Source organism: Hafnia psychrotolerans, assembly GCF_014639435.1.
GTDB classification, from domain to species: Bacteria; Pseudomonadota; Gammaproteobacteria; order Enterobacterales; family Enterobacteriaceae; genus Ewingella; species Ewingella psychrotolerans.
Genome location: NZ_BMFZ01000001.1, coordinates 110,825 through 124,641 on the forward strand (window position 1 = coordinate 110,825; position 13,817 = coordinate 124,641).

Here is a 13,817-nt window from a genome sequence, read left to right on the forward strand (position 1 = left end):
CTGGATTCAACATGTGATGCTTCGGTGTGGAGCGAAATGTGCATCACTCCGCCAGCCACACTTTCACCACATGATTTTCACCGTCGTCGGTCAGCGGGATCATTCCGTCCGCCAGCGGTTGTTCATCCATCATTACCTGATAGGTTCCTTCGCCGCGTTGGACGGTGATCTGGTACTGGCTATTGCCTTGTTGATAGGTGAGGGTAACCTGCGGCCAGTCAGCAGGCAGGCGGGTATTGATGGAGATAAACTCGCCATGACGCTGAATACCCAGCAGTGACTCAGTGATCAACCGGTAGGTCCAGCCGGCGGAACCGGTGTACCAGCTCCAGCCACCGCGTCCGTTATGTGGGTCGACGGTGTAAATATCAGCCGTGATGACGTATGGCTCGACTTTATAGCGTTCAACAGCGTCAGTCGTGAGGCTGTGATTGATTGGGTTAATCAGCCGCATTAGCTGCCACGCCCGCTCAATGTTACCCATTTCGGCGAAGGCCATGACCGCCCAAATAGCACCGTGAGTGTACTGGCCGCCGTTCTCGCGCACGCCAGGCAGGTAACCCCGAATGTAGCCGGGGTTCGGTCCGTCACCATTGAATGGGGGGGTCAGTAGTTTAATCACTCCTGTTTCATCGTCGACCAGCCGCGCATCCAGTTCTTTCATGGCCTGCTGGCTGCGTTGCGGGTCGCCTGCGCCGGAAATGACCGACCAACTCTGTGCGATGGCGTCAATCTGACACTCATTGTTAAGGTGCGATCCGAGAGTTTCTCCGTTGTCAAAATAGCCACGCAGATACCATTCACCGTCCCAGGCGTTATCGTGCAGGTTCTGTTTAAGCGTGGCAGCCTGTTGGCGGCACAGGGTGGCGACGTCGGGATGATCCAGCCGTTCGGCCAGCGCCGCGAAGCGTTGCAGGACATTGTAAAGGAAGAAACCGAGCCACACGCTTTCGCCCTGGCCCTTGATGCCGACATTATTCATGCCGTCATTCCAGTCCCCGGCGCCCATCAGCGGCAGGCCGTTTTTGCCAAAGTTCAGGCCATGTTTGATGGCACGCACGCCATGCTCAAACAGCGATTCGCTCAGTTGACTGAGGGTTGGCTGCTCGTAGAATGACTCCTCTTCCGGTGCCAGCAGGCGTGCTTCGATATAGCCGACTGGCTGTTGCGCGATGCCGGTGTCGCCGGTCACGTCGATGTAGTGGCACATCGCCAGCGGCAGCCACAGGTAGTCATCTGAACAGCGGGTACGCACACCATTACCGGATGGCGGATGCCACCAGTGCTGGACATCGCCTTCGACAAATTGACGTGATGCACACAGCAGGATCTGCTCGCGCATCCGCTCCGGTGCCGCGTGGGTCAATGAGAGGGTGTCCTGCAACTGGTCGCGGAATCCAAATGCGCCACCAGATTGGTAATAGCCGCTGCGCGCCATGATACGGCAGGCCAGCGTCTGGTAAATCAGCCAGCCGTTAGCCAGCAAATTGACCGCCGGTTCCGGGGTAGTGATCTGAATTCTATCCAACACCTGATGCCAGTGCTGGTGAATATTATCCAGTTCGCTGCGGGCCGTGCCTTCATTGAGGAACTGGCCGATAAGCTGTTCTGCCTCTTGTGCGCTCTGCCCTAAACCTAAGGCGAAGACGAAAGTGCGTTGGTCGCCGTCAATCAGCGTGGTGGCAGATTGCACCGCGCCGCACGGATCGAGGGCCGCGCCGGTTTTACCTGACAGCCGTTGCTGCAACATACTGGCTGGCGAGGCCGCCGATCCGTTGCGGCCCAGAAACTCGCGGCGGTCGCCGCTCACTGAACAGTGTACGCCGGTAACGGCAAAGAAACCGGTGCGCTCAGCACCATTTCCGCCATAAAGGTTGGTTGCGAGCACGCTGCAACCCCGGTCTGTAGGGCCGGAACGGGTAATGATATGCATAGCAGATTTAGCGCGCAGATCCGCCATGATCCACTCGACATATCCGGTGGCCGATAACCTGCGCGGTCGCCCGGAGTGATTACTCAGTGTGAGGATGAACAGTTTGACCGGTGCATGTTCGGCCACCAGTACCGTCAGTTCACTGTCGATACCGCTCTGGCGGTGCTCGAAGATGCTATAACCAAAACCGTGACGCGTGAGGTATTCGCCGGTGCCACGTACCGGCAACGGTGTCGGCGACCACACTTCTCCGCTCTCTTCATCTCGTAGATAGAAGGCTTCGCCAGAACTGTCGCTGACGGGATCGTTCTCCCACGGCGTCAGCCGGTATTCATGCGCATTCTCAAACCAGGTGTAAGCCTGTCCACTTTCAGACACTACCGTCCCAAAATTCGCGTTGGCGATGACGTTAGACCAAGGTGCCGGCGTATTTTTTCCTTCGCCCAGCAGGATCTGATATTCGCGACCATCCGGTGAGAAACCGCCGAAACCGTTAAAGAAGGCCAGCGATGAAGTGTCGAACTTACGCGGCATATAGTGCTTATTCGGCAGGCCAGGCAGCACGACCAGTGCTGGCGGTGTGTTAAGTGGGGCTTGCATTTTCTGGTTTACCTGGTCAATCAGGCTGCCGCGACGGTCGTCAATCAAAATACTCGCTACGCTCATCAGCAAGGTACGATCTTCTAAAGCCATATGTTCAGCTTTACGCACAAAAATCCCGCCCGGTTTGTCGATCAGGCTCGATTCTGCCCCTGCGGCCACGCGGCTCATGATCTCGTTGTGCAACTCCTGCTGATAACCGCCCTGATCGTTACTGAGGATCACTAAATCGACACTCAGCCCTTTCAGCCGCCAGTAGGTATGCGCTTGAATAAGGCAGGTGACCATCAGCATATTTTCATTGTTGGTCACTGACAGCAGCACGATAGGCAGGTCACCTGAGAGCGCATAGCCCCACAGACCGGACTGTCCACGTCGGTTGAGCGTTAGCGTGTGTGCGTCGGCGCGCATTTCTGCACTCGGGAACAGTACGGCACTGGCCAGTCGATTAAATAGATTGGCATCATCCTCATTGGCATTAATCTGGCGCAGTAATACCTGACTGTGTGACCAGGCCATTTCGAATACGCGGTCGGCGATATTGTGGTCGCGGTACTTTTCCATCAACGCCAGGCTGAGATCACGCTCTTCTGTAATGCCGTATACCATGTCGATGATCAACGGAATACCGGGTTTGAGCACCACGCGCTGGCGGATCGCAATGATAGGATCAAGCACTGGTCCGGCACTGTTGCCGAGCGGTCCGTGGGTGCGCAGCGCCTGGGGGGCGGCGGTGGTCTGGCCTCGGCCAATAAAGGCCGCGCGGTCAGTCTCAAATGACGTCTCACGATCGGTCGGACCGTGGATAGCCATCATATGGAACAGCCACGGGCAGGCTTCGTTCTCTTCACGAGGACGACGGTGACAGAGGATCCCTTCTCGGTCGGGCACCAGTTCAGTCTGAATAAACAGGTTGCTGAAGGCCGGATGCGTCAGATCATTGGCCGCGGGTGCCAGCACCACTTCGGCATAGGTGGTGATTTCAATGGTGCGCGGCTGGCGGCCGCGGTGAGTTAGGGTCATGCGTCGCAGTTCAACGTCATCTTCTGGCGATACCACGATTTTGGTGTGAATAGTCAGTGCGCCTTCGGTACGTTTAAACTCCACACCGGCATCGGTAAATACTGCCTGATACTGTTTGGCTTTTTTACCTACCGGCTGCCAGGTATTGCTCCACATCTCGCCTGACTGCGGGTCGCTGATATAACAGAAGGTGCCGCGGTTATCGCGGGTCACATCTTCCCGCCAGCGAGTCAGTGCCAGATTTCGCCAGGTGCTATAGCCGCCGCCAGCCTGTGTCAGCATCAGATGGTAGTGGGGGTTGGAGAGAAGTTGAACTTCTGGAATCGGGCTGTCCACGTTGTGGAACTGGCGGATCTCCACGTTGGTGGCTTTGAGTCCCACCTCTATCGCGTCAAACTGACGGCGTGGGCTGTAGAATTCAACGGCGTCTGGCACCCGTTCCTGCAACAGCAGACGTGCGGACTGGAACCAGGGATTGGCAGCGAAGCGATCCACCATCGGCGCATCGAGCAGCAGATGGGAAAGCGCAAGGAGGCTCATGCCCTGATGGTGCGCCATGTAGGAGCGGACAATCACGTAGGTTTGGCCACGATTAAGCCGCGACGGCGAGTGGTCCAGGGCTTCATAGAAGCCATACATACCGCGTGCGCCCATTTTTTCAAGTTCAATCAGGTTATCGCAGGCCTTTTGCGGTTCAACCACGAGCGCCATCATCGTCGCGTAAGGCGCGATCACCATGTCTTCACCCAGACCGCGTCTGAGGCCGAGGCCCGGTACGCCGAACGCGTGATATTGATAGTTATGGTTCGGGTCGAAGGACGCGTAGGCGGATTCAGAAATCCCCCACGGCAAGTCGTGCTCGTTACCCCACTCAATCTGCCGGTTAACCGCTGCTTTACACATCTGCACCAGCAGCGTGTCGGGATAGCCCGGCATCACCAGTTGTGGCATCAGGTACTCAAACATTGAACCGCTCCACGACATCAGCGAGGGTTGCTTGTTGATCACCGTGAAGAGACGTCCCAGCGCAAACCAGCTTTTTTGCGGCAACTGGTTGGTGGCGATGGTGAAGTAGTTGGTCAGGCGGATCTCTGAGGGCAGCAGGTCATAACTGCCGCTGTCGAGCTTGCCGATGTCACAGTTAAAACCGACGCTCAGCAGGCTGGTGGTACTGTTATAGAGGAATTTGAAGTCCATCCTGGCATGTTCAGCCAACCGCTGTTCCAGTTCGCTTATCAAGACCAAGCGCTTGCACGCCAGTTTCACCGTCAGGGCAGTTTTTGCCCGGTTCAAGCCCGGCATCTCGGCTTCCAGCCGCGATAGCCATACCAGCGATGGCAGCACTTTTGTGGCCGGTTCTTTCTGCATCCAGCCAAACAGCAACGCCCACTCTTCGCAGAACTCACTCAATTGGTGTTGCAGCGCACTCAGCCAGCGAGGGTCATCGGTGGTGTCATGCAACAGGGTCGAGGTGAGCGTCAGCATGACATTTAATTCGCCAAACACTTGATGCACAGGCAAGGCGCCTGCATTCATCCAGTGCTGACGCAATGGCTTGAGCGTTTCGCGTTTGGCTGTGCCTGCGCCACTTTCTACCAAATTCAAGGTATCTTCCAGGCCGGCGAGCACGTCCGTGATACTCATGGCGGGCTGGTTGCACATTCCGGAAAACCCGGTACTGAGAGTGAGCAGATGGCCCGCCAGATTGCCACTGTCGACACTGGAAATATAGCGTGGGTTGAGCGGTGCTAGCGTGCGAGTGTCATACCAGTTATAAAGATGTCCACGGAAATGCTCGAGTTTGTCGAGGGTATCCAACGTCCTGGTGGTTCGCAGCAGCAGTTCACCCTGCGTGATGTAACCGAAATCCAGCGCGGTCATGTTAGCCAGCAGCGACAGGCCGATGTTGGTTGGCGAGGTGCGGTGGGCAATCACCGGTTCCGGTACTTCCTGATAGTTATCCGGTGGTAGCCAGTTCTCTTGCTGGTTGACGAAGGTGGCAAAAAATGACCAGGTCTCGCGGCCGGTCTGGCGCAGGAAGCGGCGCTGCCGGAGGTTAATGCTGGCCTTCGGTTGTGTCGGTGTTTTGCTCAGCCAGCTCAGCAGACGCGGCGCCAGGAACCACAACGCACCGAGAGGCGCAGCAATAATCATCAGCATCGGGTTGAAGTGCATGGTCAGCAAAATCAGCCCCACGCCCGCCAGCGGGTTTATCCACATTGCGCGGTAGAAGTTCTCCGGTGCCAGCGAAAAGCGTGCTTTGCTGGCGTCAAAGCTGTCCCACTCCTGCAAATGTTTATGGCTGACAACCAGCCGCCACAGTGTGACTACAATCGCTTTGAGGGTATAGAGACTCTCATGCGGCAAGGTAGCCAGATACAGAACAATGTGTGAAAGGCGGCTCAAGGTGCCGGAAATGACACTACGAATATGCTGGAGAAGCGGACGACGTGGTCCCTTATTGAGCAGATCCAGCACCAGCGCAATGGCGATAGGGAACAGGAGCAGTGTGGCGGTAAACGCCAGCCAGTAACCCGAGTTTGGCACCAGTGACAAGGTGGCGAAAATCATCACCAGCAAGCTTGGCGCGACCAGACTGCGACGCAGGTTATCCAGCAGTTTCCAGCGAGATAGTGTGGTAAGCGGGTTGGTGCAGCGGCGGCCTTCAGCCTGACGCACGCGCAGGCCCAGCCAGTTGAGCAACTGCCAGTCGCCCCGGATCCAGCGCGAACGGCGCGACACATCGACCAAATAATTGGCTGGATATTGCTCATATAGCACCACATCACTCAGCATGCCTGAACGGGCATGACAGCCTTCCAGCAGGTCGTGGCTGAGCACCAGATTTTCCGGACAGGCATTGGCGGTGGCTTGTTTGAACATATCCACGTCGTAAATGCCTTTGCCGACAAAAGAACCTTCGCCAAACAGGTCCTGATAAATATCGGAAGACATTGACGAGTAAGGATCATTGCCAGGAATACTGCTGCTCATTGCCGCATAACGGCTCTGACCATAGCGCGGGATCTCTTCGGCCAGACGCGGTTGCAAAATAGCGTAACCCTCCACCACCCGTAACCGTTTGGGATCATAGACGGGATGGTTGAGCGGATGAGCCATCGCGGCGATCAATTGATGCGCAGTGGCACGCGGCAGCACAGTATCGCTGTCGAGCGTGATGACATATTTGATGATGCCGAGCTGGCTTTGGGTTGCCCCGACTACGGTGCTGAACTGCTGTGCTTCACCGCGCAGCCAGCGGTTCAGCGCACCGAGTTTGCCGCGTTTGCGCTCATACCCCATCCAGACACCCTGCGCCGTGTTGAACTGGTTTTCGCGGTGCAGCAGGGTAAATCGATGCCCACCACTGTCTGGATATTTCCGGTTGAGTTGGTTAATTTGCGCGCTGGCATACTCTAACAACAGATCGTCGGCGGGGTGAGACTGGGTACTTCTGTCGTAGAAATCGGTGACCAACGCAAAATAGAGATGCGCGTGAATATTGCCCAGGTAACAGACTTCAAGGCTGTTGAGCAGGGTATCAATGCCGCTACGGCTACCGAGTAGGCTGGGGATGGCCACCAACGTGCTGAATGCTTCGGGGATCTCTTCGGAGAAATCCAGTCGCGGCAACGGATGTGGTGTACGAGCGCGGGTGGTGACCTCGCTCAACAGGTTCATGATGAACTGGCTGCACGCGATCACCACCGGTATTGCCAGCAGCCACAATACCCAGTTCATGCCATGCGTATGGGTGCGGAAAAGCAAGTCGGCAGTCATGGCGGTAATGAGCAGGCTCAGGCTGCCGAGCCAGGAGAGCAGCGTGGTTTTATTGAGCTGAGAGCGAAAACTGCTGAGGGATGAGAAGCGGACCTTAAGGTGTTTTTCCAGCGCTTCGCGGCCTTTATCCACCAGAAAATAACCGACATGCTGCATCCGGCTGCCCTGTTCTGCATTTTTGGTCAACTGAATGACCTGACGCGCAACGCCGGGTTCGTCATACGGGGAATGTCGCGCCAGCATTTCGATCACGTGGCGGTAGTTATCGCGGGTGTCAAAATGCATGGTCGGATAAACACCAGACGGATCCTGATGCAGGATATGTTCGACCAGACTCATGCTTTCAGCGAAGTCCGCCCAGTTCATTTCGTTGAGCTGGCGCAGACCGGTGATGCTGTTGCTAACCGAGAGTTGACTGACCGCCAGATGCTGGTTAAAACGCGCAATAAGTTCGGCCGTGGTCAGGCCCGCTTCCGCCAGTCGCTGTTCAATCCAGGTCAATGGCAGTGCCAGCATCGAGCCGTGACCCTGTAGACGGCGTACCAGTTCAGCGACAAAAGCACTGGTGCGCGGCGGGTTGGCGCGCGCCATATCGGCGATAACGATGATAAGACGGGCTGGATCGTTCTCGGCGGCATCCTGCATTTTGGCCACCCAACGGTCAGCCAGATTACGTTCCTGCTGGGCTTTTGCGACGTCAATACTTACACGGCGCAGATTTTCGATCAGTGCCAGGCGCAGCATACCGGGTAGCGCCCACAGTTCACCGAGTTTTAGTGGTGTGACTTTTTGATAGGCGGCGATAAAGCGCGTTAGGGTCGCGGGATCCCAGTGGCCATCGCTGTGGGCGATGGCTTCAGTGGCAATGTCATAAATGCGCGGGCAAGAATGTGGCGCGGCGAGTGCCGGCAGGCCTTTGCCAAAATTTTTCGGCAGCAGCTGACGCACCAGACGGATCTGTTCTTCAATCAGATAAAAATTGTCGAGCAACCACTCACCGGCGGGCGCGATGCTATTTTTCTCGCCACTGCTGAGAATATGGCAATTACGGGTCAGCAGTGTTTCATTTGCGGCCAGCCGTTTTAATAGATAGTAGGGCGCTTTTTTACTGGACAGCTTGTGGGATTGCGCCAACTTTTGACCATAACGTTCCATCTGGTCAGCAGAGAAAAGTTCTGCTGCAATAGGAATGTTTTCCTGATTCTCCCGAGTAGTGCGGGGCATTGCGCCCGTCGATACGGGGAGATCTCTTCGATCCTTTAACCAGACATTGAAAGGGTTTTTCACACGAACATTCCTTATGCGTACGCAAAAGGACAGTTATCGGTATGGCTGAATGTGTACGTACGCTGAGTGAGTGAAGAACGAGCTGGGAAGCTTCACGGATGGACGGTGTAGGTGACAACCGGTTAGTTTAAGTGTAGCAGTGAATACCCTAAGGAGCGGGGTTATATTTCAGGATTATTGTCTGGCGCTGGCTTGTCTCTCGATACTTTCGACGCGAGAAGGGGATCGCCTGCAACAAACTCAAGCGTTGGTGATAAATAATAGGGTATCCAGCCGCCGTAGCTGTCTTCCCATTCCCAGTGAACAGGGCATGGCCAGAGAATGTCTTCATGCATGATGAAGTAGGTCCATCGCCCATGTGGGCGGCGTGGTTTGTCAGTACTGATAGTTTTGATAATAATATGAACTCCGCAGAGGGACAGGACATATTTTGACCCGCATAGCCTCAGGATTCAAGCCTGAACCGCTTCCGGGGTGCATTTAACCCAGCGAACGTTGCGCACGGGCAGGTTTTTCGCCTCTTTCCTTCGACAAACCCGTGGGTAAAGCAGGTTTGATCCCCTCAGATAGTGAATAATCGACAAACCGTCATTGTCGTCGGGGCTGTAAACTCTACACTGTTCATGCCTGTCGGCACCGTGTCGCGTTGATGTCAGGTTGCTGTCGTGTTGAATGTTTGCCGTTGAATACATGCTACTTAGGTGTTCAACAAACAGCTAAAGGTGATATCCATGAACCTAAACCGTATTAAACAATTGAGAATTTCCCGTGCGTGGTCACAGGAGCAACTGGCTGAACTTTCGTCACTCAGTGTTCGTACTATCCAGCGTATCGAAAACGGCGAACAGGCCAGCCTGGAAACCTTGGGTGCTATCGCTGCAGCCTTCGACATTAAAGTCGCTGAACTAATCGCGCCAGCCGAGATGAGCGAAAATAGCACGCCGGGTCGGGCGCTGGATGAACAGATCCAGGCAGCGAGACGGCAGGTACGAAGTGAAAGCAATTTTTATCGCGGATTGGTCACTTTCATGATCGTCAATGTTATTTTATTCGTTATTAACCAGGTCACCACGCCAGGCAATCACTGGTTCTTCTGGCCATTGGGGATATGGGGTGGGTTACTTATTTTTCGGGGGCTGCGGATATTTGTTATGCGTGACTGGCTGATCCGTTTGGAGCAGGCGAGGTTACAGAAAATATTGCGCAAGTAAAAACAGCGGTGATATGAGTATGGAGTCACATCAGTGAGTGCGTGTGATCGCTAAGATGTTGAGCAGGAAAGTTTCTGTTCAACATTATTACCAGGGAATGAAAATGAACCAATGCCTTATTGCACTCTCCTTCCTTTTGTTTACATTGACAGCCACCGCTGCGAATACGCCATGTTCTGGCCGTAAAGGCGGTATTTCGCACTGCTATGGTGAGAAATTCCTTTGTCGTGATGGCTCCATGAGCCAGTCGAAGAAAAATTGTCAGACCTATTGACCACAGAGCCGTAATAGTAGGAATTATGCTTAAAAGCCCAAAATTTCAGAGTGGCAAAATCATCCTAATGCTCGCAGTGATAGCAATGTTATCTGGGTGTGTTGCAGACAGCCATTTGTGGGGACTAATACCCACATCGACGGATGTGTGCACACATGGTCGTGACAGTATTAGCGGAAGTTGTAGGGACTAGCATCGTCAGGTATAGCAACGTCAGGCCAATTTTTTACTGCGCCTGACGTTGTTTTGTGCGCGTGCTGTCAGGCTTTGGTGCCAGGCAGTAGTGATTGCGCGCATTTGAAGACGTCTTCGCGGAATTTCTTTGATGCGTCGTCAAGGTCCGGTGTGCTGTCGACATCGGCTTTGCCTGCGTTGATGGTCTCATTCACGGCAGTTGTGAAAGCATTGTCGTGCTGTGCATTAATTACATTGCCGACGGTGCCGAACAGAATACGCATGGCCGAAATCTGTACCAGCAGTTCGCGGTTCACGCGTTCCAGCTGATCAATACGTTTAGCCTGAATATCATCGCTCATGGTTATCTCCTTAAAAGTAATGGCGCACACCTTAACAAAATATCTGGCACAAAAAAAACCGCCTTGCGGCGGTTGAGTCACTATGAGGGGTCAGCGCACCATGCTTTGCATCTGTCTACTCAGCTTGATTAACTCGGCGTTCAGCGGCAGTAACTGTTGCTGAATCGCGTTGTATTTATCGAGAGTGGCTTGCTTATCAAACTGTAGAGTGTTGCCTGAGATAGTGACTTTTTTGCCCTGAGCTTTGATGAAATCTGATTTGGCGACGACCAGCGTCAGTACTTTCGGCAGCAGCGTGAATGCCTGTTCGGCCACTTCACTTGGCTGCACGATGACTTTGGTGTAGGCCTGGTCATACACCTTTTTTAGATCATCCGGTTGTTTCAATGCCGTGTGGCGCGTGTCGGCCTGCTTGCGCAATATCACTAACTTTTCACGCCAATGGGTACTGCTTTCGACCATTTTTTGCAGATCGTCACGTTTTTCCAGCAATTTACTCACCGTGACGGTCTCGTTCAGACTGCTGAAAACCGGCCCGAGTGAGGCATTCATTTCGCTGTTCATCTGCTGGTGGAAATCGGTGATAAGGGTGTAGTCATCGCTGTAAGGGCCAAACTGCTCGCGTTCTTTTTCGGTGAGCGGTGGCACCGAAACCGTCTGCTTAGCGAGAATACGTGTCTGCAGGAAATCGATAAACGCTTTGCGCTGTGCCGGTTCTTTATCACCGCAGCCGCTGACCGATAGAATCAACATTGCCAGCATCAGTGACAGCATTAAATAGCGTATAAAACGGGTATGATTATTGCTGGTGTACATTAACTTCTGTTCCTTGTTTGAGACATCCCAGGCTACAAATATAGACTATACCTCGCTTATCTCAATCGGTAGGTATGGGTAACTTTATATAAAACAGAATGATAAAACGTGGACGTATGATTCGTTATAAAAGTAAGTACGTACTATCCCTTGCTGCACTGTTGGTGCTGGCAGGATGCAGCAGTAAAAAGCCGAGTGAACCCGCGGTGAAGCATCCGGCTGACGTAAAAACCCAAATTGTCCACCTGATGCCAGCCAACGTATCTGACCGGCAGGGCTGGGCTAAGGATATTACAGCGGCGTTTGCCGCGCAGAATATTGCCCCCACCACAGAGAATATCTGTGCGGTGCTGGCGGTGACAGCGCAGGAGTCTAATTTTAGCGTTGATGCGCCCGTGCCTGGCCTTGGGAAAATTGCGTGGAAGGAGATTGACCGGCGTGCTGATGCGGTTCATGTGCCGAATTTCCTGGTACACACTGCGCTGATGCTGAAATCGCCCAACGGTAAATCATACAGTGAGCGCCTGGATAAGGTGCGCAGTGAGAAAGAGCTGAGCGCCATTTTTGATGATTTCATCAGTATGGTGCCGATGGGGCAGAAGCTGTTTGGCAATCTCAATCCAGTGCATACCGGTGGCCCGATGCAGGTGAGTATGGCTTTTGCCGAAGCCCATACCCAAAATTATCCGTATCCGGTGGCGGGGACTATTCGACATGAAGTGTTTAGCCGTCGCGGTGGAATGTATTTTGGCATTCTGCATTTACTGGGCTATCCGGCCAGCTACAGCCAGACGCTATACCGTTTTGCCGATTTCAATGCCGGTTGGTATGCCAGCCGAAATGCGGCGTTTCAGCGTGCGGTCAGCCTGACTTCGGGTATTCCGTTAGCGCTGGACGGTGACCTGATCAACTTCGGTACAGATAGACCTGGTTCGACCGAATTGGCGGTGCGGGTCTTAGGTAAACGTCTGGGCATGAGCCATTCTGCGATCCGGCGTGCGCTGGAAAAAGGCGATCAGCCAGATTTTGAGCAGTCGTCTTTATATAAACAGGTTTTTGCGCTGGCAGATAAAGCCACCGCGAAGCGTCAGCCACGGGAAATATTGCCGGGCATCCAATTGGAAAGCCCGAAAATCACCCGCAAGCTGACGACGGCCTGGTTCGCTAAGCGTGTTGATGAACGGCGGCGGAAGTGTGTGGCGAACGCGGGGTGACGCACAGGGTGCATGGGCGATTTGAATAGACGTCTGGCGGTTTATAATTCTAGAGAATAAAGATCGCCCTATTCAAAGTGTTCTGAAATAAAGCTTGCGTCAAATAGTTATCTATGAGTAAATAGCTTCAACGGTTTGTCGTTAAGACCTATTTATGAAAGACATTTTAGTAAAGCAGTTCCTGGTCCAAGTGATATAACAAATCTCTTCTCCGACGAATTTTCTTCTCTAGTGCCCCCATAAGTAACTCATAATAAAAACAGACCCTCACTGCCCTATGGCATCTAAAAAATAAAATCGAAGAAGGTATTTCTTATGTCTAATAAAATGACTGGTTTAGTAAAATGGTTTGACGCTGGTAAAGGTTTTGGTTTCATTAGCCCTGCAGACGGCAGCAAAGATGTGTTCGTACACTTCTCTGCAATCCAGAGCAATGATTTCAAAACTCTGGACGAAGGCCAAAACGTTGAATTTACCATTGAAAATGGTATGAAAGGCCCATCAGCCGGCAACGTAGTCGTACTGTAACATTGGTCTGTCATATTGTTTTTAACCTGCAATAGCGATGATGGGGATAACCCGGAGCAGACAGGCAAATAATTAAGACAGCGATGATTACGATACAAATAAACCTCGGTGAAAACCGGGGTTTATTGCTCTCTGGAACTGTATTTTTGCTTTATCTGTTTACCAACAGAAAAGTCGGTTTACTCTTAATCTGTTTTCTTACCGGATAAATAAGAGTTTATAGCGAGCCTATTTTTCTGTTGTGAAATGGTCATGCTCAGACTGCGCAATGTTGGAGTGTTCGATGAACGCTTGCGCCACAATATGACGACCGGGAAAGTTACCGGTACTTATCAATAAAAGCTGCGCCCAGGCGCGGCTTTTTTCGTTTTTGTCCTTCAGCCCTTTTTCGCCTGACTTCGGCAAATTAACGCTAAAAAAAAGCCCGCACTAGGCGGGCAAAATAACAGGGTTCTACAAGGGACTTTCTACACAGGGACATCACACAACTTCTTGATGTCTCTACGTTACCAAACGCTCTGTATGTTTTTGTCATCGCTCGGTAAGGTTTAGGCAGAAGATGTAAAAGCAGTCTTTAATATTTTTATCACGGCTTCCTGCTTATGATTTCTCGTC

Annotated in this window: 8 protein-coding genes; 4 read left to right on the forward strand and 4 right to left on the reverse strand. The window is 53.0% G+C overall.

Translation table 11 applies throughout. The features are described from left to right. Positions 1 to 43 precede the first annotated feature (43 nt). Together IEV89_RS00540 and IEV89_RS21575 are read right to left on the reverse strand one after the other, a co-directional pair. The gene (locus IEV89_RS00540; protein ID WP_373283333.1) at positions 44 to 8,623 is read right to left on the reverse strand and encodes a glycoside hydrolase family 94 protein; all 8,580 of its coding nucleotides are present in this window, start codon (positions 8,621 to 8,623) and stop codon (positions 44 to 46) included. 161 nt (positions 8,624 to 8,784) lie between these two features. Further along, positions 8,785 to 9,009 (reverse strand): hypothetical protein, encoded by a 225-nt coding sequence (locus tag IEV89_RS21575; RefSeq protein ID WP_229746351.1) that lies wholly within the window; start codon positions 9,007 to 9,009, stop codon positions 8,785 to 8,787. 345 nt (positions 9,010 to 9,354) lie between these two features. On the opposite strand from IEV89_RS21575, the gene IEV89_RS00545 reads away from it, so the two are divergent. Further along, positions 9,355 to 9,834 carry a 2TM domain-containing protein gene (locus IEV89_RS00545; protein ID WP_188469366.1) on the forward strand — a complete coding sequence of 160 codons (480 nt, stop codon included), beginning with the start codon at positions 9,355 to 9,357 and terminating at the stop codon, positions 9,832 to 9,834. A gap of 103 nt (positions 9,835 to 9,937) precedes the next feature. Continuing rightward, positions 9,938 to 10,108: a YdcA family protein gene (locus IEV89_RS00550; protein ID WP_188469368.1), complete on the forward strand. Its 171-nt coding sequence runs from the start codon at positions 9,938 to 9,940 to the stop codon at positions 10,106 to 10,108. A gap of 260 nt (positions 10,109 to 10,368) precedes the next feature. Here the strand turns inward: IEV89_RS00550 and IEV89_RS00555 are convergent, their stop codons facing one another. Both IEV89_RS00555 and IEV89_RS00560 read right to left on the reverse strand, forming a co-directional pair. Then, a complete protein-coding gene (locus IEV89_RS00555; protein WP_188469370.1) occupies positions 10,369 to 10,644 on the reverse strand; it encodes a hypothetical protein in 276 nt (91 codons plus the stop codon). 90 nt (positions 10,645 to 10,734) lie between these two features. After that, positions 10,735 to 11,460, reverse strand: a complete 726-nt coding sequence (locus IEV89_RS00560; protein ID WP_188469372.1) for a DUF3053 domain-containing protein — start codon at positions 11,458 to 11,460, stop codon at positions 10,735 to 10,737. 116 nt (positions 11,461 to 11,576) lie between these two features. On the opposite strand from IEV89_RS00560, the gene IEV89_RS00565 reads away from it, so the two are divergent. After that, positions 11,577 to 12,674 (forward strand): DUF1615 domain-containing protein, encoded by a 1,098-nt coding sequence (locus IEV89_RS00565; protein WP_188469374.1) that lies wholly within the window; start codon positions 11,577 to 11,579, stop codon positions 12,672 to 12,674. A 315-nt stretch (positions 12,675 to 12,989) separates the two neighbouring features. Beyond that, a complete protein-coding gene (gene cspE, locus IEV89_RS00570; RefSeq protein ID WP_034788110.1) occupies positions 12,990 to 13,202 on the forward strand; it encodes a transcription antiterminator/RNA stability regulator CspE in 213 nt (70 codons plus the stop codon). Positions 13,203 to 13,817 lie beyond the last annotated feature (615 nt).

Bases quoted from the DNA above. Each gene is read 5' to 3' on its own strand.
- IEV89_RS00545 (WP_188469366.1), top strand. From the start codon at position 9,355: ATGAACCTAAACCGTATTAAACAATTGAGAATTTCCCGTGCGTGGTCA.
- IEV89_RS00550 (WP_188469368.1), top strand. From the start codon at position 9,938: ATGAACCAATGCCTTATTGCACTCTCCTTCCTTTTGTTTACATTGACA.
- IEV89_RS00555 (WP_188469370.1), bottom strand. From the start codon at position 10,644: ATGAGCGATGATATTCAGGCTAAACGTATTGATCAGCTGGAACGCGTG.
- IEV89_RS00560 (WP_188469372.1), bottom strand. From the start codon at position 11,460: ATGTACACCAGCAATAATCATACCCGTTTTATACGCTATTTAATGCTG.
- IEV89_RS00565 (WP_188469374.1), top strand. From the start codon at position 11,577: ATGATTCGTTATAAAAGTAAGTACGTACTATCCCTTGCTGCACTGTTG.
- cspE (WP_034788110.1), top strand. From the start codon at position 12,990: ATGTCTAATAAAATGACTGGTTTAGTAAAATGGTTTGACGCTGGTAAA.